Source organism: Natrialbaceae archaeon AArc-T1-2 (assembly GCF_030273315.1).
GTDB lineage: Archaea > Halobacteriota > Halobacteria > Halobacteriales > Natrialbaceae > Tc-Br11-E2g1.
In genome coordinates this window covers 39743-66030 of sequence record NZ_CP127176.1, presented here as the reverse complement: position 1 = coordinate 66030, position 26288 = coordinate 39743, and the positions used below count along the sequence as shown (strand labels likewise).

26 protein-coding genes and 3 pseudogenes are annotated in these 26288 nt (G+C 54.2%); 22 read left to right on the top strand and 7 right to left on the bottom strand.

Annotation, left to right across the window (positions count from 1 at the left end):
• Positions 1-472 precede the first annotated feature (472 nt).
• Both QQ977_RS17155 and QQ977_RS17150 read left to right on the top strand, forming a co-directional pair.
• Positions 473-733 carry a hypothetical protein gene (locus tag QQ977_RS17155; RefSeq protein WP_285928989.1) on the top strand — a complete coding sequence of 87 codons (261 nt, stop codon included), beginning with the start codon at positions 473-475 and terminating at the stop codon, positions 731-733.
• 22 nt (positions 734-755) lie between these two features.
• A complete protein-coding gene (locus QQ977_RS17150; protein ID WP_285928988.1) occupies positions 756-1652 on the top strand; it encodes a DNA-binding protein in 897 nt (298 codons plus the stop codon).
• A gap of 438 nt (positions 1653-2090) precedes the next feature.
• Here the strand turns inward: QQ977_RS17150 and QQ977_RS17145 are convergent, their stop codons facing one another.
• Entirely contained in the window at positions 2091-3188 is a 1098-nt protein-coding gene (locus tag QQ977_RS17145) for a hypothetical protein (RefSeq protein ID WP_285928987.1), read from the bottom strand.
• Between the two features lie 85 nt (positions 3189-3273).
• Between QQ977_RS17145 and QQ977_RS17140 the strand changes: the two genes are divergently transcribed.
• The 3 genes from QQ977_RS17140 to QQ977_RS17130 are packed head-to-tail and all read left to right on the top strand — an operon-like array spanning position 3274 to position 5258.
• Entirely contained in the window at positions 3274-4266 is a 993-nt protein-coding gene (locus tag QQ977_RS17140) for a hypothetical protein (RefSeq protein ID WP_285928985.1), read from the top strand.
• A gap of 48 nt (positions 4267-4314) precedes the next feature.
• The gene (locus tag QQ977_RS17135) at positions 4315-4701 is read left to right on the top strand and encodes a hypothetical protein (RefSeq protein ID WP_285928983.1); all 387 of its coding nucleotides are present in this window, start codon (positions 4315-4317) and stop codon (positions 4699-4701) included.
• Between the two features lie 5 nt (positions 4702-4706).
• Positions 4707-5258, top strand: coding sequence for a hypothetical protein (locus QQ977_RS17130; RefSeq protein WP_285928982.1), 552 nt, complete (start codon positions 4707-4709; stop codon positions 5256-5258).
• Positions 5259-5263: 5 nt separating this feature from the next.
• Here QQ977_RS17130 and QQ977_RS17125 read toward each other — a convergent pair whose 3' ends face one another.
• Positions 5264-6181, bottom strand: a complete 918-nt coding sequence (locus tag QQ977_RS17125) for a hypothetical protein (RefSeq protein WP_285928981.1) — start codon at positions 6179-6181, stop codon at positions 5264-5266.
• A 175-nt stretch (positions 6182-6356) separates the two neighbouring features.
• Here QQ977_RS17125 and QQ977_RS17120 point away from each other — a divergent pair, with 175 nt between their 5' ends.
• From QQ977_RS17120 to QQ977_RS17075, 10 genes and pseudogenes are all read left to right on the top strand, one after another.
• Positions 6357-7283, top strand: coding sequence for a transcription initiation factor IIB (locus QQ977_RS17120; protein ID WP_285928980.1), 927 nt, complete (start codon positions 6357-6359; stop codon positions 7281-7283).
• A 94-nt stretch (positions 7284-7377) separates the two neighbouring features.
• Positions 7378-8262: a hypothetical protein gene (locus QQ977_RS17115; protein WP_285929034.1), complete on the top strand. Its 885-nt coding sequence runs from the start codon at positions 7378-7380 to the stop codon at positions 8260-8262.
• A gap of 467 nt (positions 8263-8729) precedes the next feature.
• A complete protein-coding gene (locus tag QQ977_RS17110) occupies positions 8730-10394 on the top strand; it encodes a hypothetical protein (RefSeq protein ID WP_285928978.1) in 1665 nt (554 codons plus the stop codon).
• The gene (locus QQ977_RS17105) at positions 10391-12046 is read left to right on the top strand and encodes a hypothetical protein (RefSeq protein ID WP_285928977.1); all 1656 of its coding nucleotides are present in this window, start codon (positions 10391-10393) and stop codon (positions 12044-12046) included. Before QQ977_RS17110 ends, QQ977_RS17105 begins: the two co-directional genes overlap by 4 nt.
• Positions 12039-13580: a hypothetical protein gene (locus QQ977_RS17100; protein ID WP_285928976.1), complete on the top strand. Its 1542-nt coding sequence runs from the start codon at positions 12039-12041 to the stop codon at positions 13578-13580. The genes QQ977_RS17105 and QQ977_RS17100 overlap by 8 nt, the downstream gene beginning before the upstream one ends.
• A gap of 1 nt (position 13581) precedes the next feature.
• Entirely contained in the window at positions 13582-14001 is a 420-nt protein-coding gene (locus QQ977_RS17095; RefSeq protein WP_285928975.1) for a hypothetical protein, read from the top strand.
• Positions 14002-14311: 310 nt separating this feature from the next.
• Entirely contained in the window at positions 14312-14797 is a 486-nt protein-coding gene (locus QQ977_RS17090; RefSeq protein WP_285928974.1) for a hypothetical protein, read from the top strand.
• Between the two features lie 3 nt (positions 14798-14800).
• A pseudogene (locus QQ977_RS17085) lies at positions 14801-15183 on the top strand (DUF7568 family protein).
• A 56-nt stretch (positions 15184-15239) separates the two neighbouring features.
• Positions 15240-15635 (top strand): DUF7567 family protein, encoded by a 396-nt coding sequence (locus tag QQ977_RS17080; RefSeq protein ID WP_285928973.1) that lies wholly within the window; start codon positions 15240-15242, stop codon positions 15633-15635.
• Positions 15636-15731: 96 nt separating this feature from the next.
• Positions 15732-17126 carry a GIY-YIG nuclease family protein gene (locus QQ977_RS17075; protein WP_285928971.1) on the top strand — a complete coding sequence of 465 codons (1395 nt, stop codon included), beginning with the start codon at positions 15732-15734 and terminating at the stop codon, positions 17124-17126.
• Positions 17127-17288: 162 nt separating this feature from the next.
• On the opposite strand, the pseudogene QQ977_RS17070 reads toward QQ977_RS17075, so the two are convergent.
• Positions 17289-17915: pseudogene (locus tag QQ977_RS17070) on the bottom strand (restriction endonuclease).
• Between the two features lie 122 nt (positions 17916-18037).
• On the opposite strand from QQ977_RS17070, the gene QQ977_RS17065 reads away from it, so the two are divergent.
• From QQ977_RS17065 to QQ977_RS17045, 5 genes and pseudogenes are all read left to right on the top strand, one after another.
• Positions 18038-18442 (top strand): DUF6166 domain-containing protein, encoded by a 405-nt coding sequence (locus QQ977_RS17065; RefSeq protein ID WP_285928969.1) that lies wholly within the window; start codon positions 18038-18040, stop codon positions 18440-18442.
• A gap of 17 nt (positions 18443-18459) precedes the next feature.
• A complete protein-coding gene (locus QQ977_RS17060; protein WP_285928968.1) occupies positions 18460-18738 on the top strand; it encodes a DUF7389 domain-containing protein in 279 nt (92 codons plus the stop codon).
• 49 nt (positions 18739-18787) lie between these two features.
• Positions 18788-19009, top strand: a complete 222-nt coding sequence (locus tag QQ977_RS17055) for a hypothetical protein (RefSeq protein WP_285928966.1) — start codon at positions 18788-18790, stop codon at positions 19007-19009.
• 53 nt (positions 19010-19062) lie between these two features.
• The gene (locus tag QQ977_RS17050) at positions 19063-19359 is read left to right on the top strand and encodes a hypothetical protein (protein ID WP_285928964.1); all 297 of its coding nucleotides are present in this window, start codon (positions 19063-19065) and stop codon (positions 19357-19359) included.
• A pseudogene (locus QQ977_RS17045) lies at positions 19355-19570 on the top strand (hypothetical protein); the annotation flags it as partial. The gene QQ977_RS17050 and the pseudogene QQ977_RS17045, both read left to right, overlap by 5 nt.
• A 216-nt stretch (positions 19571-19786) precedes the next feature.
• On the opposite strand, the gene QQ977_RS17040 reads toward QQ977_RS17045, so the two are convergent.
• The 4 genes from QQ977_RS17040 to QQ977_RS17025 all read right to left on the bottom strand — a co-directional run bounded on the left by QQ977_RS17040 (position 19787) and on the right by QQ977_RS17025 (position 24651).
• Positions 19787-22363, bottom strand: coding sequence for a DEAD/DEAH box helicase (locus QQ977_RS17040; RefSeq protein WP_285928962.1), 2577 nt, complete (start codon positions 22361-22363; stop codon positions 19787-19789).
• Positions 22363-23280: a HamA C-terminal domain-containing protein gene (locus tag QQ977_RS17035; protein WP_285929032.1), complete on the bottom strand. Its 918-nt coding sequence runs from the start codon at positions 23278-23280 to the stop codon at positions 22363-22365. Before QQ977_RS17035 ends, QQ977_RS17040 begins: the two co-directional genes overlap by 1 nt.
• A 95-nt stretch (positions 23281-23375) precedes the next feature.
• Positions 23376-24239, bottom strand: coding sequence for a GIY-YIG nuclease family protein (locus tag QQ977_RS17030; protein ID WP_285929031.1), 864 nt, complete (start codon positions 24237-24239; stop codon positions 23376-23378).
• Positions 24226-24651 (bottom strand): DUF6884 domain-containing protein, encoded by a 426-nt coding sequence (locus QQ977_RS17025; protein WP_285929030.1) that lies wholly within the window; start codon positions 24649-24651, stop codon positions 24226-24228. Before QQ977_RS17025 ends, QQ977_RS17030 begins: the two co-directional genes overlap by 14 nt.
• A 211-nt stretch (positions 24652-24862) precedes the next feature.
• Here QQ977_RS17025 and QQ977_RS17020 point away from each other — a divergent pair, with 211 nt between their 5' ends.
• Both QQ977_RS17020 and QQ977_RS17015 read left to right on the top strand, forming a co-directional pair.
• Complete coding sequence (locus QQ977_RS17020) at positions 24863-25210, top strand: hypothetical protein (RefSeq protein ID WP_285929029.1); 348 nt, start codon at positions 24863-24865, stop codon at positions 25208-25210.
• Between the two features lie 85 nt (positions 25211-25295).
• A complete protein-coding gene (locus QQ977_RS17015) occupies positions 25296-26222 on the top strand; it encodes an ArdC-like ssDNA-binding domain-containing protein (RefSeq protein ID WP_285929028.1) in 927 nt (308 codons plus the stop codon).
• Positions 26223-26288 lie beyond the last annotated feature (66 nt).

Here is a 26288-nt window from a genome sequence, read left to right as displayed (position 1 = left end):
CGCTCATCGTCCGCACGTTCACCTGTTGCACCGGCGGTGTGTGGTGCATACCATATCGTTCGTAACGGTGCAGGATAATGCTTCCGTCGAGACGGTTAGCGGTGGCCGAGAACGGATAGAAAGCCCTCGGCCGCTCGGCATCCCGCGACCCACGCTGCGCTCCTCGTGCCTGTGGTGCTTGCGGGGTCGGGGGACGACCGAGACGACCTCGCCCTTTCTGAGTCCACCAGTATGTTGGCTGTGTCACTGAGCGTCGAACCCGGTTGAACAGGTTCTTTGTTACGGCACGCCCCGCTCGCCGCTTCCGCCCTCCGCATCACTCGCGACCGACCATTCCGGGCATGCGGCGAGCAAGCTCGCCGTTCCGGGCTGAAATGAATCTGGTCTCGACGCCAGCATTAAGCGCGTTTTCGGTTGCGCCCCTCGCGGGCTTTCGCGTTCCAGCACTTTGGGCCGCTCCACGCGGCGAGTCATGCCACGACTCGCCGTGCTCACGACCGTCGCGCTGGACACGGACCCGCAGTCCGGGCCGGACGCGAGAAACGGCTTAAAGCTGGCCGCTCGCTCCGGGCGGGTCGGCGCGCGGTTCTGGTTAGATGACCTCCCTGAGGCGCTCTCGCTCGCGCCCCAAGGGCGCTCACGAAGGCGCGAGCGAGAGCGCGCGATGGTTGAGTTGGTCGTTGTGGACAGTCATGGCTGGAGAGTCGTGGTGTCAGAAGAAGACGCCGAGTGAGCGCCTTCGGAGTTTGACTGCAATGTCAAGTAAGAACGTTACCAGTGAAGTAGTTTCGGTCGATGAACAGGCATTCGAAAAAGCGGACGAAGCGGTGGTCGACGAGGATGGCTTCGAGGTAGTCGATGAGACGCCGGAGTTCCAGGCAACGGTGCAGATGGAAGTGCAGGCGAAAGTCGATGCGAACCACCCAGACGGGATGGTCAACACCAGTGAAGAACGGATCTATGGTGCGACCCTGGCTCAGGAAGAGCGCATTCGGGCGCGAGAGGCGGAGCTGGAGCGCATCAGTGCCAGGGCGGAGATGGGGACGCAAGAAGGTCGGGAGAAGCGGACGCGAGACATCGCGGCAAAGCGGAGTGCTGAGCGACGTGTTGAGTTCCACAAACGGGCGGCGAGCGTGAACCCGTGGGCGGACCCAGAGCGAGACGATCCTCGTGCAGAGCTGACTCAGGAGCAGTTGGCTGTGGTGAACAAGCAGTCAATGCGGCTGGCCGAGAAGCTGGATGGCTGGTCGCGAGCAGCGATTGGTCGGCGACTAGGTGAAGCCGTTGTCGGTGGGAAAGACCTGATGAGTGCAGTCGTCGGAGTGTTCGAGGAGTTGCAGACGGCGCCGGGACAGGTGGTTCCCATCGGGATGCTCGAGGACGTCAATCGGAAAGAAGTGAGCATCGAGGGGACTGTGACGCAGTTGTGGGAGCCGTCGAGTTCAACTATTTCCCAAGTAGGGCTCATCGAAGACAAAAGTGGGCGAACGAAGCTGACGTCGTGGGTCGCAAGTGACCAACCCTGGATCGAAGAAGGTGAACGAGTTCGCATTCACGGGGCTGCGAAGAACTGGTACAACGGGCGCGTTTCCATAGCGCTCACCGGGTGGAGCACCGTGCATTTCCCTGAGCGCGGTCGGTGGTGGGAGTAGCCGGTCGTCGTACCCTTCTTTTTTGCTACGTACCGGACCGACCCAGGCCCCACCTCCCCACCCTCCGCTCCGTGCTCGCTTCGCTGCGCGCGCAGCCACAACCTCGCTCACTAGTCCAACACCAGCTTCAGGCGTTCACAGTATCGAGGTACACCAATATCCCTGTGTACCAATTCGTGTGGTCTTCGCCGCAGTTCGGGCACTCTAATCCAGGGTTCTCGTCCTCGTCGTACGGGAAGGTGTAACCACAGCCGCTCCTACAGTCGCCGTTGTATCCGCCTCAAAACTCACCTTCAATGTCGTCGAGGTGATTCCACTTCAGGTGGTTCTTCGCTGTGTCCTTCAGTGGATCTGCGACTGCATTCTGCCGTGTGAACTCGCAATACGGACAATCCCACTCGTACATACTGCAGACCACTGTTTTGCTGGATGATAGTTCTAAGGCTCGGGAGTCTCTCGCGCTGGTGGAACCGTCAACATCTCCTCGATGAGTTCCGGTCGTTCGTTCTCCATCGTCTCGAAGACGTGGCAATTCTCAACGTACTCATCGATATCTTCGACGACGTCGTCGGGTAGATCCGACTCTTTCCCTTTGGGGCCGAAGAACATCACATGAGTCTCCGAGGCAGTGCTCCTTCGTTCGTACTCGATGAGGTCCCGTGCCTTCTCGGTCAGTTTGTCAGTCTTGTCTGCGTGCGTGACCTGAGCGAGAACACGTTTCCCATTCGGTTCCTGGCGGGAGATGATATCCACGTCCGACAGTGACCGCCCAACAGGAAGGTGCTGTAGGTAGTCGTCGTGCCTCTCCCGGAGGAACTCGTTGCAGAGAATCTCAAGCTGGCCGGGGGCGAGGAGTTTCGCCTTCTGCTCGTAGCTGGGGTCGTCAAGAACCTCGGTCAGATGCTCCACCTGGTTGAATGCTGCTCGGAGATGGTCAGCACCCTGCTTCCATCTACTGAATGCACCTCCTTGTGGCTCTACCGCCAGCAACGCCGGGTAGTCACGATACCAGACCCATTCAGCAGTCTCTTCGTCAATCTTCAGGGCCTTCAGGAACCGTATCTTGTCCTCGTCGTATCCCTCTTCTCCACGATCGTTAACAGTGTCCATCAACCGACGGAATTCGTCTGAGGTATCGGAGTCGTTGTATATTTCCTCTTCAGTCGTGCCCGCCTCGACGGTCACGCTATCTCGGAATTGGTTATCTTGGAAGGCGAGTATCGTGATGTCAGTTTCAGGTTGAACCATCCCGACACGCATCCCACCCTTGTAGGTCGAGTTCTTTGTGCCGTAGTCGGCACCCACGATGATTCCAGCCTGTCCCCAATCCTTGAGCCAGTCGAGTTTGTTACCCAACTTCCATTCGGCGCTCTTCTTGCTATTCGCGTGGTCCTGCGCCTCAGACTTGCTGGCGGTAATAGGTGCCTCCGTGTAGTGAATTGCAAGATAGTGGTTCTCGTAGAGCCATTTGATGGCGTCTGCGTTTACGCCGATCTTGTGGCGGATATAGACCGTCTGGAGGCCATCATCGCTCATAACCTTTCGAAGATGTCCCTCTACTAAGAAAATGTGTGCTCCACCGTCTGCAAACATTCATCCAATCGGCACGAGGTCTAAATCCATGGTCGACGTCATCAATTTCGTCTTCACCTGGCTTCAGGAGTGGTCAGAGGTGGTCGCAGGACTCGGTTCTATTGTCCTCACTGCTGGTCTGGTCTACCTCTACAGTCGACAGACTTCCATCCAAGAAGAACAGCAGGACCTCCTGCGACGGGACCTGAATCGGGAAGTCCGAATGGGTCACACCGAGACCCTTCGGAAGAGGATACGTGCCTGGCACGGCGATATGGACGAGATCGGGGTGAAGGAAGGTGGTGCCTGGTTCACTGACGAGACAAATCTCCCGAAGGTGACTGGAGTCGATGTCGAGTCAGCACCTCCACTCGTCGAGGTAGTTGGCCAAGAGGTGAAATTCCGTGTCGTGCCTGAGGCTCTCGAAGATGACCGATATCTACAGGACCTACTGGAAAACCACGCTGACGACCTCCGTGAGCTGAAGGAGGAAATCGAACAGCAGTACGAGGAATTCGATGGTGCCAGAGAAGCGTTCTACGAGGAGTATCCAGGTGGCCCGACCGTCGAGACTGTTGACTACACACTCCAACCGAGACAGGCGTTTACTGAGTGGGTGTTCGAGCGGGCAGTCCTGCTGAATCGGAAGCAACGTGACCGTGAGAAGCAGAAGATGAAGAATATCGTTGAGGATCGCCTCAAAGGGACGAACTCCGCCGACCCCGGTAGTGGTGAGAAGTACTACAGTGCCTCTGGCATAGAAGACAGAGGTCCAGCAACCTACGAGGCAAGCGCAGTCTCTGGCGACTACGATGATATTGAGGAGAATGAGGAAGAAATCGATTCACGACTCATCGATATCCACTGGGACGCTATCGACGAGATCGGGGAGGACGAACTCTACGAGTATGCTGTTGAGGCTGCTGCAATCTTGGATGAGATGGCCGAGACCGTCGAGGAGTTGAAGGCCAAATTGGTGGAGCACGAAGGAAATCCCGTCTACCAAGAGGACTGCGAATATGTGGAGGAAGTAACGCTCTAACTCTTCTGCTCGTTAGATTAATGGGTGTAAAGGCAACATTCTAACCTAATGAATCGAGAAGAGTTTATTGGGGATGTCGTTCGGCACACGAGGGGAGGGGTCGTCCACTGTCAGGGGCACCCACAGATGGGGAAAGTCGACTATGGTCCTCACAACTGCAAGGAGAGTATAGAAACAGGTGACGGCGTCATCATCTACTACGTGAAGGACCACGACCGAGGTGACGAGGAGTGGTACCAACGATTCCGATTCTGTGATAACTGCGACGATGCCCGACGACTTCCACAGGAGGGTCGACAGGTGGGCAAGGAACAGGCAGTAGTGGAAGGGATTCTAGAGCATTTTGAAGGGACTGTCGAGGGGAAATTCTACGATGACGCGGTTCGTCTCATCGACGCTGAAGTGTTGACATACAGTCCCGAAACCGAGGGATGAGGCGGATGTCGAGGCTAACCCCCGACGAGATCGAACAACTTGCGGAAGCGTTCGATGAGTATCACCACGAGGAGTACCCCGAGACCCACCCTTCCGTCGAAAACCGACTCACAAATCTCCTCACGAAGCAAGATCATCTCACTACCAGCGATGTGGCCGACGCAATGGAGTGGAAGCTTGAGGGTCAAGGCGGTCGGTTTGAGCGATACAAGAGCAAACTCGAATCTGTTCCGCCCGAGTACGTTGAACTCATCACTGAAGCCGCGTTCATGCTGGACGATACACGGCAGCAAATGAAGACACTCTACGCGATTCCTGGTGTAGGGTACGCGACTGCGACGGTGCTCATGGCGTTCAACAATCCCGTTGACTACGCTGTCGGGGACCGCTATATCAACGAGGTTATTTTGGGTCTTGAGGATACGCAAGTCACACTCTCAAACTACGAGGATCTCCTCAGCGAGCTGCGTAAACGGAATCTAAGTGGACTCGACCTCAGAACGGTCGAAAAAGCGTACTATCAGGCACACCTCCAAAGAACAAATCAAGGGCAGTAAGTGTTCTACACCGATTGGACATCGTGCATATGCAATCCATCTACGTCTACGTCAGGGTCGTTAGGTAGCTCGTCCGGCTCCTCATTCAATTCTGCGTAAAGGTGGTAAAATATCAACGCTAGTCCGATAACCCACAAACTGAATATCAACGTCGGTTCCACCCAGGGCCGGAGCTCGATTAATGTGACTCCAATTTCGCGGAGAAGGTAGGCCACCGAGGGGGAAACGACAGAAAGGATTATTGTACCTACGCCAATCCAGAGTGTACTGACGATAGGTGAAGAGTCTAGAGAAGAGTATCGACTATTCAGTCTATCTCGCTCCGTCTGAAGGGATTGGAGTTCGGTTTTAGTTTGGTGCCATCGATGCTGATAGCGGTTGTATTCTTCCCGTTGGTGAATTCTCTGTTGGGCCTCGGTTTGCCGATGGGTGGCAGCCGCATCTGCGTCAGGAACAATATCTGCCTCAGCTGTCATCGGACTTTTCCGCCCACCGAGTTCCTGTTTAATATCGTCAGACCTCTCTTCTAATTCGTCCAGGACGTACTCGTCTGTCTCGATGTCAATTTCTGGTTTGTCAGCAAAGTCAGCGTATGCATCGGCAATGTCTTCGAGCGTCAACGATTCAGGGTTAGCAGTAAACTCATCGCCAACATATGTTTCAATAAATTCGTTTACCCGTTTTCTCGCATATTCCAATTCATCTTCGTGCTCCCATAACTCCAGAATTTCCTCGATGTGTTCTTCTAATTCCGCTCTTTGCTCATCGAGGCTCTCAAGTCGTGCGTCGATTGTTTCGATACGATGCTCTATCTGATTCCGTTCGGACTTGAGATTTGAGACCCTAGAGGCCAGGATTGCAGTGAGAATGCCGATAAAAACACTGGCGGAAGCAGCCAGTGATGCGTAGAGGCCTGTAACCATAGGTTCCAACGAGTCACACGCACGCAATAATTCTTTCCAGTAGACCGTAAACTGTTCACCGTTTCTCCTCTTCTCTAATCCAGCTGAACCGAAGTACGCACTCGATAGCGTTTATTGACCCTTCATGGGTGAGGGGTTCGCCGTATCGGCGAATCTCGAAAATTAGTGAGAAAACATGGCGACGAGAGATATCTACGAAACAAGCTTCGACGAGGATGTCCAGACAAACTCCAGCACGAACCCATGTCCGGAGTGCGATGGCCGGGTCACTACTAACTCGGTCGAAACTATCTGTGAAGACTGTGGACTCGTTATTGACGAACAACGAATCGACCACGGTCCTGAATGGAGAACTCACGATCAGGACCAGCGAAAGCGGACGGGTGCTCCACTGACTGCGGCACGTCATGACCGAGGGCTGTCGACCGAGATCGGTCGCTGGAAAGATGCGAACGGGAACGAACTCTCCGGACGAAAGCGCCAGCGGCTATCCCGAATGCGGCGTGAACAGACTCGTGGTCGGTTCCAGTCGAAAGCCGAGCGAAACCTCGCACACGGCCTGGGTGAAGTTCGAAGAATCGCGAGCGTCCTCGAGCTCTCAGATTCGGTCCGTGATCAGGCGTGTCAACTGTTCCGGAGCGCTCAAACCGAAGATCTGCTTCGAGGCCGATCAATCGAGGCGATAGCGGCAGCAAGCATCTACGGAGCCTGTCGCTGTAACGGTCACTCGCGGTTACTTGACGACGTCGTCGACGCAGCACGCGTCGACCACTCGAAAGTCGCGAATGCGTACAAGACGCTGAATACTAAACTCGGACTACCGACCCAGCCTGTTCGACCGAGCGAATTCATCCCCCGTCTCGGGTCGGAACTCAATATTCCAGCGAACATCCGACAGCGAGCTCGGAGGTTGGCTGAACAGTCGGAATCATCAGGAGCCGCATCGGGTGTCAACCCGTCAGGATTCGCAGCTGCCTGTCTGTACAAGGCGGGTCGCGAAGAGGGACGATGGCTGACGCAGGCGGAAGTCGCGCAGGTGGCGAGCGTCACTGCAACGACCATCCGGTCGCATCGAGACACGCTGAACGAATTGGCGCTCTGAGGACGCCATCTGCGAGTTTTCTGTCGATTCCAATTCGACGTTGGTGGCTGAGATTTAAATACAGAGACGAGGGAAGGTGCTGCCAGACGACTCTATGAATGGACGTCAATCTGATTTTGAGGAACTACGACCCCTTGGCGAAGCGAACCACGTTCCCGACGACCAGCTTACTGGACGGGGTAACGCTGGGCGAGCAGGGAGACAACGAAGAGAGGGGCTGGAATCGTATCCAGATCGAACGAGATCGACACGGAGCGAGTGTTCCTCGTGTGGTGCTTCGATTCCTGCGAACCGTACCAAGTGTCGGTTCTGCCTCTCAAACCATCTCGATGGAACTAGTGACGAGAGTCGCACCCCCGATACTGAGTGGACATTACTCCATGTCGTCCATCTGCTCGTCGAGGCGTCGACGTTCTACACCGCCGTCGCGAAGGGTGCTGCTGCGGCCACGCTCCTCACGAAGGCTGACAGGGACCCAGCGGTCGACAACTGCCAACTGATCTATGACCTCGATACAGAGCCCGCTGCACAACTGACCGACAAGTGGCCCTCGCTGCCCGAAGCAGTTCGAGTCACCTCCGAAAGCGGTGAACAGCTACTCACCGCCGCTCGTGAGCGGACGGGACAGACAGAGTCGACGCAGTCATGGAGTGAGGGGGCGCACTCAACGTTTCTCTACGATGAGGGAGGGTACGACGTTCGCAACGAAGATCGACTTACAGCCCTACTGGAGAGTGCCGAAAACGACGTCTGGTTGGTGCCAGCCGTTGCACTCCAGCGCGCCGTCACCGACGAGCATTCAGAGGATTGTCGACCCAGCGTTCCCTCGAGAACACGTCTTGAATGTCGCAAGTGTGGTCGAAAGACTGAGCATCAGTTCCAGGAATTCGAGTCTCTCCCAGATGACGAGTGGTCTGGTCAGCCGATGTGGAATTGCGAGGTGTGTCAGTCGCCGCGTCACGGACCGAATCCCCAGTAGAATATCCGGCAGAGCAATATATTAACCAACCTTGTATATTCCCGGAGATTGTTGGTTAAGACTGATGTAGAACTTCGGCGAGAGGCATCTCCGTATCTGCCTTGTTTTGCTGCCCAGAAGTCGGCAGAGCCACCCATAGTGGACCAAGGAGACACCTATAGATTGCTACAGTAGCGGCGTTACGGGTCTTCCTTTAAAATCGAGTTTATTGTCTATGTGGTGAAATTTCCACTATATGTACCAAACACCCAATTGCTGGACGACTGACGATGGGGTTACACACGTCTTCTACAATAACCATATGCCCCGAGTACCGAATTCGGATGGTCAAGTCTCTGTGATGAAGTGCGATTACCGATCAAAGGAGAGCACTTTGCACCAGCAGCGGTATTTTGGATTATCTGGTCGCGCTATATTGTCCGCATGCTATCAAGTACGTTTATAATAGGCTGTCAACATGATTGCGCATGAGCAAAAGTAGAGGGATAAAACGTACAGCTACGCTCAATGTCGAGTGGAAAGACCTAACTAAGAGACACAGACTGTGCCGAGAAACGATTGAAGCTAACATCAAACAGTTCCCCGACCCAGTTGAGGCCACATACGCCGTGGGAGCTATTGGGGCAGGCAAGAGCTTGCTGCTCCTACACGGATTCAGATATGCTTGGCAAGACCAGGCCAAGCCAGCTATCTATCTTGATCTTAGTGATCTTATTGACGAACTTATCCAACGAGCCGAAGCCGACGGACACGATGTCATCCATCAATCGAACCTCCATGGATACTTTGAGGACATCTGTATCGAGAGGCTCCGAGAGATATGCAACAAGATCGAACAGAACAAGCCCTTCGATACCGACGACTACCTACCGAGAGCCCGCCAACGACCCACTCCCGACGAGTATTTCTCGGCACTTGGAGTGGAGGACCCTGAACAGATTGCGTCGAAGGAAAACGAACTCGTTGTTCTTGTTGACGAGATGGAAGAGGGATACAAACGGCTTGATGAACACACGGAAGGAACGACGGGACCTCTCCGAGAGGTCGTCGACGAAATTGATAAAGGGACTTCCCGAGTATACATGATCGGCGCGTTTGGCTACGCCAGCGCTCACGAGCTTGGTGAAGCAGAAGCGCGGCGAGTCCAGAGCATCAATCTGCCGATTATCCGTCCGAGACAAGTTCACCAAATCCTCGAACGTGACTTGTCTGCCGGGACCGAAAACTACGCTTGGTGGCACTCACGAGGACGCCCTGGCTGGCTACAATCGGCTCTCGATGCAAAAGCCAACCTCGGAGACGATGTTGAAGGCAACTACAACCGTCTTTTCGATATTGCAACACAACAAATTTCCCGTGTTGAAGTCTTGGACAGAGAGAGTCTGGACTCATATCTCGACGACCTCAGCAACAAATCACGCGACCGTATCGCGGCCCTCCTCACCACACCTTCACCACATCAACTTAGCGAATTTGATGAACCAGCGGCCTTCCAGTCCGCACTCCAGTCAGAAGCTACCGATTTCGCGCTTTGTGACGCACATCTAACACCTGTCGGAGAGGTATACAAGACAATTGAACAGGGGTTAACGAACCTTGATGCGTATCACTCTGGAGTATCTGATTCGCAGCTCTCACAATTTGGAGAGCGGGTACTCCAAAGTATCGCTGACGAAGACGGAGAAATGGTCTTCGGGCAGAACATGAGTCCAGCCCCAGCACAAGGAGATAGGGCTGTGGATATGATCCTTCGTCCGCTCGTTCGCCGGATGCACGATATTGCTCTTGAAGAATTAGGTAACGGGGAAGAGGAGACTATCGAGTTCCTCTATGATGTCACGCAGAGTCTTGATCAAATGAGTGCACAAGATATATATCAAGACTTCGCTGACTTCTTCGACCTCTTTTCGACAAGCGAATCCTCCACGATGGATTCTTACGTATCGATTGGCCTGAAGACGCCGAGTCTAGCATTCCCAAGTCTCATTACGAATCCACGATTGAGTTTTGCAGGACACGAAACGAACACGGACGACCAGTATCAGGAGCTAGTTACGATGCTGGAGAATATGCAGGCTGCATCAGATCGGTTGCAAGAATTCGGTGACACTATTCAGGAGGACCCCCGATGAACACTTCACTCTATCCCCTTCCGGCCGAAGAGTCGGCGCTTGAACCCCTAGTTCAGCCATTTTTACAGGATGAAGTTGCCAAGGACGCGCTTGAGCCGAATTGTATATTCACGATCGTACTCCTTGGGAACGATGACGACATCCGGGATGTCGAGACTGCTACCCAAGAATTCATTTCCAGCAGCGACGAACGTATTCAAGTAGCCGCCGAACTTGATCAACTCCAAGTCACAACACTTGACGAACGACGGTTGGACACCTTTGCGACCAGCCTTCTGTACAATCTACTAGAACTTGATCAGACTGCTCCCATCCCGGAGACGATCAGTCGAGACGACATCGCCGACGAGGGCGTTCGGAAAATTGATTACTACATCGAAAAGCTCAACGAGTACTTCGCAACGAGGATTGAACAGCAGACGGACGAGTTCCAGAAGAATCTCAAAACGCTCTTTCCCGTCACCTTGGGAGATCAAAGCTCTACAGAGCTATTCGATATGTTCGAGAATCGGTTGACAGCCTCCCAGAACGCCCGTGTCGATTATCTCCTGTTAGCACGTGCCGCTTCCGAAGAACGAGATAGGTGTCTTAGGTTCTTTGAGACAGCGCGTGATCGAGGTCTAGACTCTAAAAAATACCTGGGCCCAATTTCGGGGGGTGGTGGTGGTTACACGCGTATCATTGAATATGGATACGATCAGCGGCAGAACGACTTTCGTTCGGAATTCACCACGGCGATTCAAAAGGCAGAGGAGGCCGATACGCTAAATCTCCGAACGAAACTCAACCGGCTTTCGCCTCGCGCAGATTTGGCAACGACGTACATGCAAGAGCCAGGCCTCCTTCGAGTTCTCTCGAATCAATACGACGGTACGGGATCTGATCTCGCAGACTTACTAGTTCGGATGGTCGATGCGATCCAGGTTATTCAAGACGAAGAGAATAAAATCAATATCGAGTACGAGAAAGCAAAAGAATCTCTTGATGAGACGATTGATCAGCTCGATGCAGTATACGACCGTATTGAAGATCATAGCTCGGTGTATCCCAGTGGGAAAGTACAACACGACTCTAGTGTCGTCGGTGATCTTCGAGAGTTCTGTCGGGTCGCTGATCGGGTTTCACAACCCACTGCAAAATTCGTGCTTGGATACGATCGTGAGGGACGTTCTAGTCTGTACTCAACTCTTCAGGAGAATATCGACGACCGGCGTCAAGAACTCGAATCCCGAGAAACAGACCTCGGCGAACACACGAATCGTCTCCAGAGTCTCGCCGACCGGACAAAAACAAAGATAGACGACATTAACTCTGCATATGCGACGATCGAGGCCAGTTCGGTGAATGTCGATCTCCCACCAAAAGATGCTGTAAAAGATACAGTCGAGGAAAGGTGTGAAACAGTTCTCGAAGATGTGAAATCAGAACTCCCTGGCCTTGATTTCTCGAATGGAGCAGATAATATCCGCGATATTCAGGAAGAGTGGGATGAAATGTTAACGGATGCACGTCAAGACATTGATGAGGTATTCCAAGTTGTTGATCAGCTGGAACGGCTCGCTGGTGAAATTGACGAACTCGAAACGGAACGTGAAAGCAGGCGAACCCAGCTTCAGTCCCTGAATGAACACATGGAGGTCAACAATGAGTGATGCTGGTCCAGACTCTCTCAGCACTCTTGAGGAGGCGCTAGAGGTAGAGCAAGACATCCACGACGAGAAGACTGCATTGGACGATCTTGAAGACACCCTCGACGAGCTGGACGAAGAAACAAGGTCGACACTGAATAATCTCGACGAAGAAGAGCAGAAGATGGTGCGAGAGGCCTTCGATCGCTCATTAGGTGATTTCTTCGAGAATCTCGTTGCAGGCTCCGCATCGTTCAAACCAGGTGAGTTCGAAGACGATCTTGAGGACTTTGTGGCAGACTTTCGAAGTGTCCTTCATCATCCCGAGGCTGAAAAAACGGTCGAAGATATCGAAGATTGGTTGGTTAACGCTGGGACAGGTCCCCTGGATGAGGATGTCAGAGAAGAGTTGATTGAGGTCGTCGAACAAGATGTCGATCGAGTTAACTCGGCCATTGATACTGCAAAAACCGCCTTGCAGTCAATCAATGCTGATGGAACGGTACACACCTCAGTAGCTCGGTTGGTCAAGGGAGAACTGGCCGATGTAAGTAGCGTTGATAAGATTGATAATATCGCGGATGATCTGGAAGATATTGCAGGGCGTTGGCCGTATCCCTGGAACAGTGACCTCCCCGAGCCGTTGGGGTCAGATGTTCGTACCCGTATTGATGATTTACTCTTCGACCGGATCCAATCAATTGTCGACGACGCGAATGCCTTCGAGCAGTTCACAACACTGGCTCGCGAGCGTGTCCTTGAAGCAGAGAAGACTCTCTCAGACGCCGAGAATGTCGTATCTAAGCTCCACGAACGATACGAGTTACTGACCGAAGTGTCAGTGGGTTCTCCAACCGACACCGGGCAAGATGAGCTTGAAAACAAATTACGAGCCGCCGAAACTGTTAATGATGTAGTCACGGGTTGTCGTGAGGTCCTCTCTATTTTTGATGTGATGAACGACGTTGCTACCGAGTCTGTCCGTCGATTTGGAGTACCAGATAACTCGACAGAGTCCCTCGATTTTATCCGAACATCCTTATCGAGAATCGATACTAAACATCGTGACCTTCTCACCACCCGTGACAGGATACTCAGTGGGGATATAGAGGACTACGACGAAGCACAGGAGGGATTCTCCGAGCTGATCGAAAAGGCAGAACAGGAACTCAAGGGCCTCAGAAATAGAATTGAACATGAAATCCAAACCGGGAAAGAACTGGCCGAGATATTCGGGATCAACGAAAAAGCCCAGTCACTCAATGAAGTGGAACTAGCCGTATCCCGAGCAGAGACTGTCGAAGACCTCGTGCAACAGGCACGGGAGTGCCGAACGATCCGCACCGAGATTACGGACATCATTACTGAAGACCATCTCGATCCAACACAAGCGAGTGTATTCGAGTTCATATTAGATGGGGAAGCAAACAAGGGTACGAACAGCGATGTAATCAAGTCGATTTCTGGTGAGTTAGAGATGGACCAGACGGAGGTTCTTGGAGTCATTCATGACCTCAAGGATGAAGGCTTAGTCTCCATCTCGATCGAGGGTGCGTAACATGACTGATACCTACGAGCACAACGAGATCGTTGCGAATACGTACGAATGTCTGAAAGAGAAGTACGATGACGCGGAGTTAGTAGTTCGGAAAAACGGTTCCGAAGAAAAACTCGGTGACTTGTCGGTTGATCGCCGCCACTTCGACGGACAATCAGGAGCACCAGACCTCATTGTGGATATACGCAATTTCTCAATGTTGGGGGCAGATTTCTTCGGAAAGTTTCCTCTGTCATTAATCGAAGTCGAGACATCCGTGTCGGCGGCGATTCCAGATCTTAAGAATTACGCCCGGCGAGACGGTCGCTCAAGTCCAGTACTCATCATTACCGACTCAGAACGGGCAACTCGTCGCAAAGACATCGAAGGGAAACATCAATATCGCATCAGAGGAATCTCCTTCGACGGAATTGAAGAATAGTTCCATCTGCAGCTGCGACTATCTGCGTTATAGCGGTTAATTAATCCTGCTGGCAGATAGAGTTGCTCAAACGGCACCGCACCTCCTACGCGGCTCGCATGTTGGATTCCATCGCCGTCGGTTTCGAAGCTGATTACGAGAGCGGCGACCTGACGATCACCGTCATGGATGCCACAGGGTCGAAGAAAGACGACATATAGCGAGCGCGCATTTGGTGGTGGTTATCGATCACCGGGCGATAGAGGCCGGCGCATCAAGCAGTGATACGGAGCGAAGTTGCGTGCGTCGGCAAAGGTGAATACCGACGCACATGGTCATTTACACCCTGGTAGAGGCATCGACGCGAAACGACGCAGTAGCCACCGGCAAAGCAGTGCTCGATCGGCTGGTTAGAGCCGATCCGCACGGTGGCACCGTATTCGACTACTTCGTCACGTTCGATCAAGAAGGCTCGACGGTGGCAGAGAATGCTCGTTGGGGCGACTCCCCAGTTGCAACGCGGGTAGACTCTGACGAAGTCCAGGAACCCCTGGAGCGCGGTTGGGACGCGACGAAGAGCAAGTTCCAGCGGAACCTCAAACGAGTACGGGAAGCGCTCGACAAACTCAGCGATGATGAGATAATGCGTAATAGAGGTCTCGCCCGGCATGCCTTCCATCAAGTCGGTGCGTACGACGGTCCCTCGATCTTCCTGTACGACGAATGCGGTTGCGGGATTTGGCACCGAGGGCAGCTGGATCGAGTCCTCGAGGAGAGCGAGGAGCTCTGGATCGTGCCCGTTGATGTCCATTTCTAAACAATGCCCAGAATCACCAGCTGGCGACGCGAGAGCCGGTCGCCAACGTTGGCGCATCGGAACACCGAGACTGGCGCTCGGGCTGTCCTGTACAGAGCGCCAGACTCCTACCGCTACAAGTGGCGTGGCGCAATCCTCGTCGACGGCCACCCAGTGTGGTCGCGGGGGTACGAGACGAAGGACGCGAAATCGTTCCGTGGCGAGCTCCGGAAGCGGCCAGCGCCCGAATTGAGTTGTCCCGAATCCAGAACGAGGACATCCTCGTCGATGAGAAGTCAGCAGACGGAGCGAAAGTCCAGCGCTGGTTCGACTGCCACGACTGCGGGTACGAAGCTCCATCGCGCATCGTCTACGGCACCAAGTGGTATCTGAGAGGACGCCCGTAGTGCTGTTTTTCATCCGAGTAGAACGGGTGACCCGGTTCGACCGGGTCGGTCCAACAATGAGTCTAGAAGTACTCAACCAACACAGTGAGGCACTGTTCGAGTTCCTCTGGTGCCCCGTCTGCGGGCAGGAGGTCTTCAGTCACATTCCCTTCGAAGGGGTGTTTTGCAAGAACTGCAACACCCAGGTCGAACTTCAGGAGTCCCGAGAGACACGCGGCTACGAGGAGGCCGTGCTCGCCTGCTTCGATACAACCACGACCTGGAATCTCCACGTCGACGAGAAACTGCGTCGCGACCTGCCCGATGGGTCGGCACGCGTGAAGGTTTTCGGCGCACCGGGCGCCTACGAAGTCGACTGGTGGAGTCCAGATCCGGATGAGGACTGGGAACCTGTGGAGCGCGGCGAGTTCGACGACGTCGAAGAGCCAGACGAAGTGTCGCATCTGGCATAGTCTCCTGTGGGCTCTTTTAGGAGATCAACTGGAAATCGGGTATTGCTCTAAATCGTCCCAACCAACTTTATTATCGTATGTTGTCTTCTCCCGGCAATGTCGGATAGACGATCAAAAGAGAAGGTCTGGGATGAATTTGTGCGGAGGGCAATTCTCTCAGACATCCAGTCGGCTGCAACTCCGGATCCGGTTCCGATGGTCAACGACAGCGGCTCGGACTTATCGATGGCCGACGATTACGATACGTATCGCCTGGGTCGGGGGAGTGGTGACTATCTGTATATGTTGTACTTCCTTGACGAGCCCGTAGACGGACCTTTCGACGTGATTCCGGTGTACATCGGCGAAACAAGCAACGTCGCGAGTCGACTGATGAACCACTTCAGAAAGCTCCGGGACGCCCTTCCCATTTCGGAGTGGGAAGACGATGGGTCGTGGGGCAGTTACGGGAAGTACGACCACATCGCAACAGTCTATGAAAAATCGGCATCACAGCTGTACGCGTGGGTAGTCGACGTCGACGATTTAGAGACGGGTCCGTACGGGTACCCGACGTACCGGCACGAACTCGAGGGGAAGATGGTCGGTCTGGTTCACTCACTTTCCCGGTTCGACCGTGTGTTCGCCAATCGCGACTTCGTCCCCAACCGTGTCCCCCACGAGATGGGGAAAGTAGGTCACGAATGGGTTGACGAGGACAACAAATCGTTGAATGAGGAAACTGCACGACTCGCTGAACTCCCCGCTGAGAAGGTGACTGCCGAAAATAAGATCGAACTCTGGTACGAGTGGGTCGAGAAGACCATCTGTCGAGACATCAACGACTCCGAGGTGGCAGATCCGATACCGCTCTTCGAGACTGACGAAGACCTCGTTGTCGAGACGAAGACACTTGGGTCCTCGACAGTGCTCAAGCGAAGCGACGCTATTGACGAACGGATTCGCCGAGAGGGAAAACGATGTGTTCACAGGAACGGCGTGAAAGAGGGAGAGAGTGGCTTACTCTATGTCCTCTTTCAACTCAACTCTGTGAATCCCTCCCCAACAGATGTTGTCCCACGGTACATCGGAAAAGGTGAGGCGTACGGGAAAAAGAACGAACTGAGTGCTAACTTCGAGGAGATTGCGAAAGACCGAAGCGGGACACGGAGTTTCGCTCGTTGGGGTGACGGAAGCTATTGGCACGTAGGAGAACTCTCGGAGACAGTATTCGGAGAAGAGTCGAAGAAACTCAGTTGGGCGAGCGAACTCTTCGAACAAGGGACGCACCAACTCAAAGAACAGACGTATCTGTGGATTCGCGCCTGGGATCCAGAAGTATATCCAGGACCGTACGGCTATCCAGCGTACCTCGCAGAAGTGGAGCCTCTACTCGTCGGACTCGCATATGAGGCGTGGCCCGAGTACCTGCTCAATCACAACGAGGTCCCCGATGACGCACCGGCGAACAGCCGCGAGTTCGATTTTCGACCTGTCGAAAACGGTCACTGAAGGGGGCCGCTTGAATTTTACGGCAATTAATCTACCCTCTAGTTTCATTTCAGCGGCATAGCACCCATTCGTAATGGGCTTCTCCGCCCTCCATCATATCTACAGAAAGACTTGCTGAACAGAGACACTCTATCGCTGAGCCTACGTGAGAGTGCAGTCGTTCTAAATGACGCCGCCGACCACGAGTAGGCCGATGACCACCAGAAGTGCCGCGACCACACTACCTCCCGCTAGCATCTTGTTCTCCATCGCCTTCTCGTGAAGGGGCATGGCGGCGTACTCCTCGCGGAACACCTCGAGATTCTAGTCGTCGTAGAAGTACTTCGTCTTCAGCACGAACCGTTCGGTCACCGCACAGCCCGTACAGACCGGCTCGCCTTCCAGCCGCTCCGTTTTCGTGTGGCTGGTGCAGGCGATCTCCCGGAGGTCCTCGCCGTCGAGCAACTCGTAGATGGGGGCCATCGTTTTCTTGGAGACGGTTGGCGTACTCCTGGGCTGGGTTCGTAAACCGGCCGGTCGTGAAGACCATCCCACGTTTCGGGCTGTCGAAGTCGAACGTCGCGATCGCCGAGTGGAGCTTCTGGACGACCGGGCGCCCGACCGTCCCCGTGTGCTTGCACTCCACGATGATCGCGCGCCGGGTGCCGTCGACGACCTCCTCCATGATGACGCGCGACCCTCGTCGGCGGTTCGGTCGGCCTGACGGACGTTCTCGTAGCCGAGATTGCGGAAGACGTCCTCTATCACGTCCTTGAACTCGAACCCTGAAAGATCGTCCAGTACAGCCATCCCGATATACCTGAACAGTACGTTGTAACTGTCAAACACGTTGCCGAACGCAGCTACGTCCTGTTTTTGAACCCCCGAGAGGGGTGCGGGGGTGATCGAACGAGCCTCCCGCGAACCAACCTATGAGTGGAATTAGCGACGCACGCTCACACGTACAGTCACGGACCTCGGCTGATCCCGACGTCAACTATGTCGGTTACCGTCGTCGAGGCCGCGCCATCGTCGAGAAGCAATCGGACCAACAACAGCTCACGCCAGAGCGGAGTCTCGAGCTGGCGAATCACAGTCCTTCGGGATTCGAATGGGGATATGGTGGCAGCGGGCCGGCCCAACTCGCACTCGCCCTCCTGCTCGATTACACTGATAACGAAGAGTTGGCGCTTGCGGAGTACAAGGCGTTCAAGACCGAAGTAGTGAGCCAGCTAGAGTGTACAGGACCCGACGGCTGCTGGCGACTCACCGGCCGCGAGATAGATGCAGCCCTTCGTGAGATAGTCGACGATCCAGTCGCACCGTCCGTCAACTAACGATCAGAGAGCAATCAATGTCAGAACACACCCAGCAGCCACGTACGGGCCTAGAATCGCCGCAGAATCGTGAGTGTCAGGCACCAACCGAGTACGTCGAGCGAAGCGATGTCGGCGTCTCACTCACGGTCAAACTTACTCGCGGTACTGGCACCCGCGATCAAGACAAAATCACGGCCAAAGTGAAGGGTAAAACGCTCGAAGACGCCCGCGAGGATATGGAAACCCTCCGCGAGTATATCCACGACCTCGCTGAGGACACTCGCCAGATCCAGCCTGAGGAAGAAGACGGGTAACGGAGAGAGTTGTTTTTCGTCGCCTCAGCAGTCGCGGAGGCGATCATCAATGACCAATCCAGACGGTCAAACAACAGACGCAAGCGAGCTTTCACCAGAACAACGGCTCGAACCCCCGAATACGCGACTCATCAACGCTGGTATCGTGACGATCAACGATATAGAGACGCTCCGGGAGTGCGTCGCCTACGAGAACGCGAATCAGCAACGGATCCCGATTCTTCGCCGGCTCAAAGGTCGGGCCAGCGAAATCCGCACAGAAGACGATTGACGCAGCACTCGGGGGTGTCTGTCGGAGCCTCGGTGGGTGGAGGCTCGAATGAGGTGAGTGATCGACCAGAGATCGAGATTCAGCGACAGACCGCATTCGGTGACGATGGCCAACTAGAAGTGACCGAAACGAGCGTCGAGACCTCACTCGAGGATTTCGGCGCTGATGTGGACCACCGCGACCGGGATTCGCGTCTTGATCGGCCCGAAGCGAGTAAGTTCGGCGTCGACGACCGACCCGAAGTTGAGCAAACATCGGAGGGAGATCAGTCGACCCTCTTTGCTGATACGGACGAGGATCAGCAGACCCTCAATGGAGAGGATGCGTCCGCTCAGTGCCTCTACGAATGATTACGTTCAGCGTTCGGCCGCATCAGATCCGGTTAGGTCGACGGTGACGGCGATGTTCGTCACGGAACGCTGGACCGAGACCGCCTACGAGTGTGGGTCGTGCGAGGCGCTGTTCGACACGACACAAGAGCACGCCCTTCACTGCTGGGACGACCATCCGTGGGTACCGAATCCTGAACAGGTGCGCTGTCGACGCAAAGCCGACGAGTGAGTCCGAGAGTTGAAGACAGGTGTCGGAGGCCGTCTTAGTTATTAACCAACAGCGCTGATTTCTTGGGTAGAATGTTGGTTAAGGGTGGTTGTTTTTTGCCCGTGAGAGGAGCGCGAGGACGCGCTACGCGAGCGCTTCCAAAATATGATGAGCTAGACTATCGGCCGAAGCTGTCTATGAAAATGTGCCTGAGTTAGTACGCGGGATGCGGATAATCTAGAGGACCCCCTGCGACTCTAGGTGTCGAGCGAAGAATTTTGGGATCTTCCCTCGACGGTTTTCAAGAAATTCTTCGACATCATCGACGTTCGGTGGGATTCCTAACTGCAGCGCAACCGACCGATCTACACCTTTCGACATGAGACGCAACTCCCCGAAGTTCATCGATCCCATCTCCAACATCTGGTCGAAGTTGCTTGCCCACTTACCCATCTCGTAGTCGGTTTCTTCTAGCATATCGACCAGCATCCCGTAGTACTTGACCAGAATAAATCGAACGTCGTCGTTCACGAGATCAAGGATCGTTCTAATACACTTACTCAGGCCCTCATCCTCAACGTTCGCTTGCCTAGAATCAATCATGGACTTGTACGTCTCTCCTCGAAGCCACTGATTCGCAACTACTACGATCGGCTCCAGCGCTCCGTGCTTGGTTTCTCGGTTTGAGGGATCGATCCCGTATTCATCATCCTTGGTGAACTTGAATACCTGATTCAACTGCTGAGTGATCCGCATGAGTTTATCATAACTGTATTCTGCTGTATTCTCACCAATCACCCACCTTTCCGGGTTCTTCATCACCAGCCTGTAGAGCGTGTTCTGCTCCACGGGATCGACAGTTGGGTTCCGCCTCAGCAGTTTCTCCGGGATCTCGATGTCTTCGAGAGTCCGATCGAGTTCGTCTTTCGCTGAGGAGATGTCTGAGTCCGAGAGCCCCTTGTTGGAGAGGTATTTGTCGACATCGTAGTCGGACTTGAGGTAGCGAGAGCGAAGGAGAATCGACGTGTACCGCGTCGATGCGTCTTTGAGCTGCCGAAGGTCGTTGCTTCCGAGCGCGGTGATGAGTTTGTTTGGGTTATCCGTAGCTTGTGAGGTAGCAGGATTGACCGATTCCTCCGTATCGCTATCCAATTTCTCATCCACCCATTCGTCATCTTCGGCCTCAACGCAATAGATAGAACCGTACAACCGGGAATCAACGCGACCGACCCGTCCGACGAGGTTCTGGAAGTCGAGTTCTGACAGCTCATTGTCCCCTCGATATGCACTAGTCAGAAAAATTTTCTCCGCGGGGAGGTTCACCCCCTCCAGTAGAGTAGAAGTACATACGATTGTGTCAAGGCCTACTTTCGACCGGTAGAGGTCTTCTATCTCCTCTCTCGCAATCTTCGGTACGCGACCGTGGTGGAAGGCCACTCCTTTTTGGAGGTGGTCAATGAGTGGATAGTCTTCGTGGATCGTGTTCTTCAGGAATTCGGTGAGATCATCGATTCTCGCAGACGTTATCTCTCGGTTCCGGTTGTTTGCGATAGCGTCGGCTCGATCCTCGGCTAGGTTGGTTTTGCTGGCGTATACCAGATTCTGGCTATTTTGCCCATATTCATCGATTATGGTGGTCAGCGCTCTAGTCTTGCTATTGTTGACCGTAGTATACGTGAGGTCGTCCGGTTCGGCTATCGTGAACTCTAATTTGTCTCCAGAAGGACTGTAGAGGACAACATCAACCATCCGTATAGATCTGGATTGGTTTTTTGCTCTCTTGAACCGAATAATCGCCTTCATTTGAAGAACCGGTGTAAATGCGGTTTTGATCTGTACGACCTCTCGGTTTGTCAGATTGCTTAAAGTATCCTGTGGCTCCTCAAGATAGGGACCTGCGGCGACGATTTGAGTTTCCGGCCAGGATTCACTGAGTAATTGAATGATATCCTCGAATAAGACACCCCTCTGCCCGTCCTGGACGTTCTGAATCTCGTCGAAGAATATCAGGTCTGGCTCAATTCTCGCCCTAGTGTCCTCGTCGATGAGCCGCAGACACCGCTCAGGAGTAACTACTAAGAACGAATTTAAATCTGTTTCTAGATCCTCCGATTCCTCCTCGAAATATGCGCCGGTTCTGACCTCAATCTCTTGCTCTCCGTCTATATCATCGTTGAGACTGGAGAGCTTCTCGCTCACCTCCGCAATGAGTGCTCTAGTCGGGACGACGTAGATTGCTTCGAAGCCATCCTCGCTTTTGAGCTCACTCTGGATGTATTTCCGGAGTATGAATGACTTCCCGGAAGATGTCGGACCGGATATCGCGATGTCCTTCCCTGCCTGAAGCGCATTTAGGATATCCTTCTGGAAGGAGGACAGCACAGTCCCATCACCGAGTTCGTGCTGCTGGAGGTCAGAACTCAGCTCGAAGCCTAACGCAGAGTCAAGCGATGAAATGAGCCTCTCCTCGAAGCTGACATCTGCCTGTTCTCGCCGAACGGTATTGAACGTTTGAAGATTACCAATGCGAGAGAGAACGATATAGAGGTACCGTTCGTACATCTCCTCGTCATCGGTCCCTCGCTTCTCAATATATGCGAGAATCGCAAAGGAAAGGGCCTTAGACTGGTGTTCCTCGTCATCACTGGAAGCGAGAAGTGATGCTACCCAAGCACTCTTTTGGAGTTTACTCTCCGAGTTCTGATCCCAACGATAATCTGTAACGCCGAGATCATTATAGAGCAGATCTTTTATCAGTGTATCGAGACAGTCATTGAAGAACTCTAGGTCCGCTGCGTTTTCGTATGTAGACATTAGTGGTTCGTTGTCCAGGGGTAGATAGCCGCTTTAACGTTCTCTACAAATCGATCTTTGTCCTCTAGTGGGAGGAAAAAGAATGTCAACCAGTGTTTTCGAAGGTGACTGTAGTCACCCTCCAGAGAGTCGGTTACTTTGGAGAGTAAGTCAGTATCCTCGACATGGTCTTGGAGCTGGTCTACTAGTTCCTGATCGTCCTCGACCGGCTTTGTCTGGAATTCCTCCAGCTCTTCATCCTCATATCCGACGAAAATGGGGTGTAGCATTTGGTAATCTTGGGATTCCCCCGTGAAAAGGGATGAGAGCAGTTCGATCTTCTCTTTCGAGAGATTATCGCTCGGATTACCCATAGCAACCGTTAACTCGTGCTGATTTCGGAGTTGGCTATCTTCTCCGTGGAATCGATCTGTGCTGTCAAGAGCTTCCTCAATCCCATCATCCAAATCGGTGTACATCTTCGCCTCACCAATTCCTAACGTTGGGGATCCTTCGTATTCCCCGAAGAAGAGGCCGTCAGATCCCTTAACCTGATCAGTCGGGTTTTGTTTCCACCCAAGCTTGTGCGACATCATGGGGATGTCAAGGAAACCTTCAACCATTGTAAATAGAATCAGCTCTCCCCACTTGCCATCCATCTTAGCATCATCCCTGTAATCTGAGAGCTGCTGTGCTTCAAGATGAGGGCGTTCGGACTCCTGAATCTCCTCTTCCGACAGCGCAAAGAACATGAATTTGTTCCGAAGAAAACTCACGAAGCCGTCATAATCCAGGGTTCCGTAACTTGGACTGACGATGAAAGAGGACGTCTTAATCTTGTCTTCACGCCATTCACCAGCATCAGAGAGGTTGTCCAGTAGTTCTGACTTCTCGACTACGGTATGTTCTGACCAAGGAACTCCTATTTCATTCTCCATCTGGGATTCTGTTTAGTTGCAAGAAGATTCAGCCCCGGGGACAAAAACTTATTCCAGAACTACACATGGGCTATGAGGGTAGAGGGGTATGACATCTAGAACTGATCTTGTGGACTCTCCCCAACTTCCAGCCAGTGAACGCCGATAAGCTCCGTCTCAACCTCTTCGCGCTTGTGTTGGGCGTCGTGATCCCCCAGTTCCGAGTACGAGAACAGCAACGCCTCGTGCCGGTTTCGCCGGTGACGATACAGCCGTGACTTGAGATTCGAACTCTGCCCGATGTACTCCAGCGGCGGTGCCTCGCCCTCGCGCCAGATCCGGTACAGCCCATCATCCGTCGGAATCGACGTGTCCGCGTCTGCTAGCGGTCGCGGAGACGACCACAAGAGCCCCATCCAGTCCTCCGAGAGCACGTCGCTGCTCCGGCTCCAATCCAGCGGGCCGACACCGTCCTCGGTGTTAGACACCGTCTGGCCTGGTTCGAGCGGCCCGCCGCGTTCCTCGCCGCTGCGGTACGTCGACTGCCGATAGCCGTCAATAATCCGGCCGAAGTTCGCCGTCGGACTCTCGCCCATTTCACGGCGGCAGACTGCGATTAGCGCGTCCTCGAACGCCTTTCGAGATTGCTTGTCCTCAGCGAGCGTCGGCGTCGTGACCGACACCTCCAGTTTCTCGGCCTCCTCCTGATGGACAGCCCAGAGACATGGTGCCGCGGTGTGTGGATCGCGATAAGGCATTTCCTCGGCGAACGCCCCGTGGGCGAGCGCACGGACTCGACCACGGAGGCTGCGCCCAGTCTCGCCGATATACTCCAGACCGGGGCGGGCGGGGTGGCGAACGCGGTAGAGCCCCTCGTCAGTGGAGAACGTGGATAGGTGGTCGCCGCCGGGATCGAGAGTCCCCCAATTTGACCACACTACTCCGAGCCAATCTGCGGCGTAGAACCTAGATTCGTTCATTGTACCATGACAGCGTCTCGCCCATCCGTAGTCCCTCGGTTGGAATCTCGACGTCGACGGGCTCCTCGTGGAGCAGCGGCAGGAGTTCCTCGTAGTACGCCTTCCCAGCGTGAATGACGAGAGTGTTCCCCTCCGCGAGCAGGTCGCGCTCCCGTAGCTGTCCGACGATGGCTCGGCTCCACTCTCGTCGCTCTTCGACGCCAGCGTTGTTCAGCGTCTCGTCGTAGGGCTCGATCGGCGAGCCGTCTGGATCAAGAACGTTGTACTTCGCCGAAAGCACGTACCACACATCGTGGTTCTCCTCAACGTAACGCCGGGCCTTCCGGAACAGCGCGGAGGGTTCGTAGAGTTCCCTCGGCGTCGACGCCGAGTCCTCCTTCGCCTTCGTACAGCTCACCAACCCTATCTCCATACACCACCGATCCACCGTTACGGGAAAATACGTTCCGCCTTGTGAATAGGAAGCCATCAGATGCAGCTAATCGATCTTCTCACACGCCCTCCGCTTCGTCATCGACGAGCATAATGTCCACTCCCCGCCGGCGTAACACAACGTTCTGTTTTTCGAACCCTCGGAGAGGGCGAGGGCTCCTCCGAAAGCCCTCACTCAGAGGTGACTTCCAGTGAGTCAACAACAGAGAGCCGATAACGTCTCGATAGACGACATCCCGGTCGATATCGACAACACGCAATCAGGCGAGGTTAATCCCAGCGACGTCCCCGACGAAATCGAGTCCATCACCCGTGGACTCGCCGGTGAGCACCCACCAACGAATCCGCTGGTCGTGCTGAAAGCGGCTCGGTGGTGGTACATCCACGGGAAGGGCGGGACCGACCCTGCGTTCCGGTGGGCTATCGAATGGGTGCGACATCTGGCGAGGGACACGCCCAGCGACGTGAAACAGTTCGATGAGTTCCTCGACTACCTCGTCGCGGTCGGCTTCGCTGACGAGAAAGCAGCCCTCCGGTGACTGCCGACGCGAGTTTTTTGTGCGCCCCGAAGGGTGCGGCGCGTTCTGAATCGGCGCAGTTGCGATAATTCAAGTCCTGAAAACCATGGCTACGAGTAGTGATTCATCGGTCTCGTTCGAGGAGACCGACACCCGACACGACGAGATGCACAGTACCATCGAAAAGTGGATCGACGACCTCGTCGACCGCGTCGACGATGCACAAGCAAGTGAGGAGTTTCAGGAGTGGTTAGACATCCAGAGTCGCTTCCACGACTATTCGCACCGAAATACGCTCCTCATCAAACTGCAGTATCCAGAGGCAACGAAGGTTGCTGGCTACAACACGTGGCGAAACGACTTCGATCGGCATGTCCAGGAAGGCGAACAGGCCATCTGGATCTGGGCTCCGATCATCACCAAGCGATGTCCCGAGTGTGAGAATTCTCCCAGCTACCACGAGAAAATCGGCTGTGAGTACAACGAGACGTCGCCGGATGAATGGTCGAAAGGACTCGTCGGGTTCAAACCAGCGCCAGTCTTCGACGTGTCCCAAACGGAAGGAGAGCCGCTTCCCGAACTGGAGACTGCAGCGATGGGCGACGCCGACGACTTGGTGCTAGCGCTCAAAGGGGCAGCTGATGAACTCGGTGTGAAGGTACGCATCGTCGATGCTGACGAATGGGATCATGGCGACGCGAAGGGGATCTGTAAGTACCGGAGCCTGCACGACCTCCAGCCAGTCGTCGAGGCGAAAGCCCGAGCGAATCTAGCAGATCTTGCAGTCACATTGGTTCACGAGTATGCCCACGCGTTGCTCCACTTCGATATCGAGGATGAACCCGAACGGGCAAAGCGGGAGGTCGAAGCAGAAGCCGTCGCGTACATCGTCGGTCAGTATTTCGGACTCGACACGAGCGGATCTGCGTTCTATCTCGCTGCGTGGCAGGGCGAAGACCCGGAAGCAATTCAAGAGCGCCTCGGTCGAATCAGTTCCACCGCTCGAGAAATAATTGGGTCACTCGAGGAGTGACGATTCCGACAACCTCTGGTGCAGTACTCACAGTCAGAGCTAATTGAGTTCCAAGTGCGATATAAA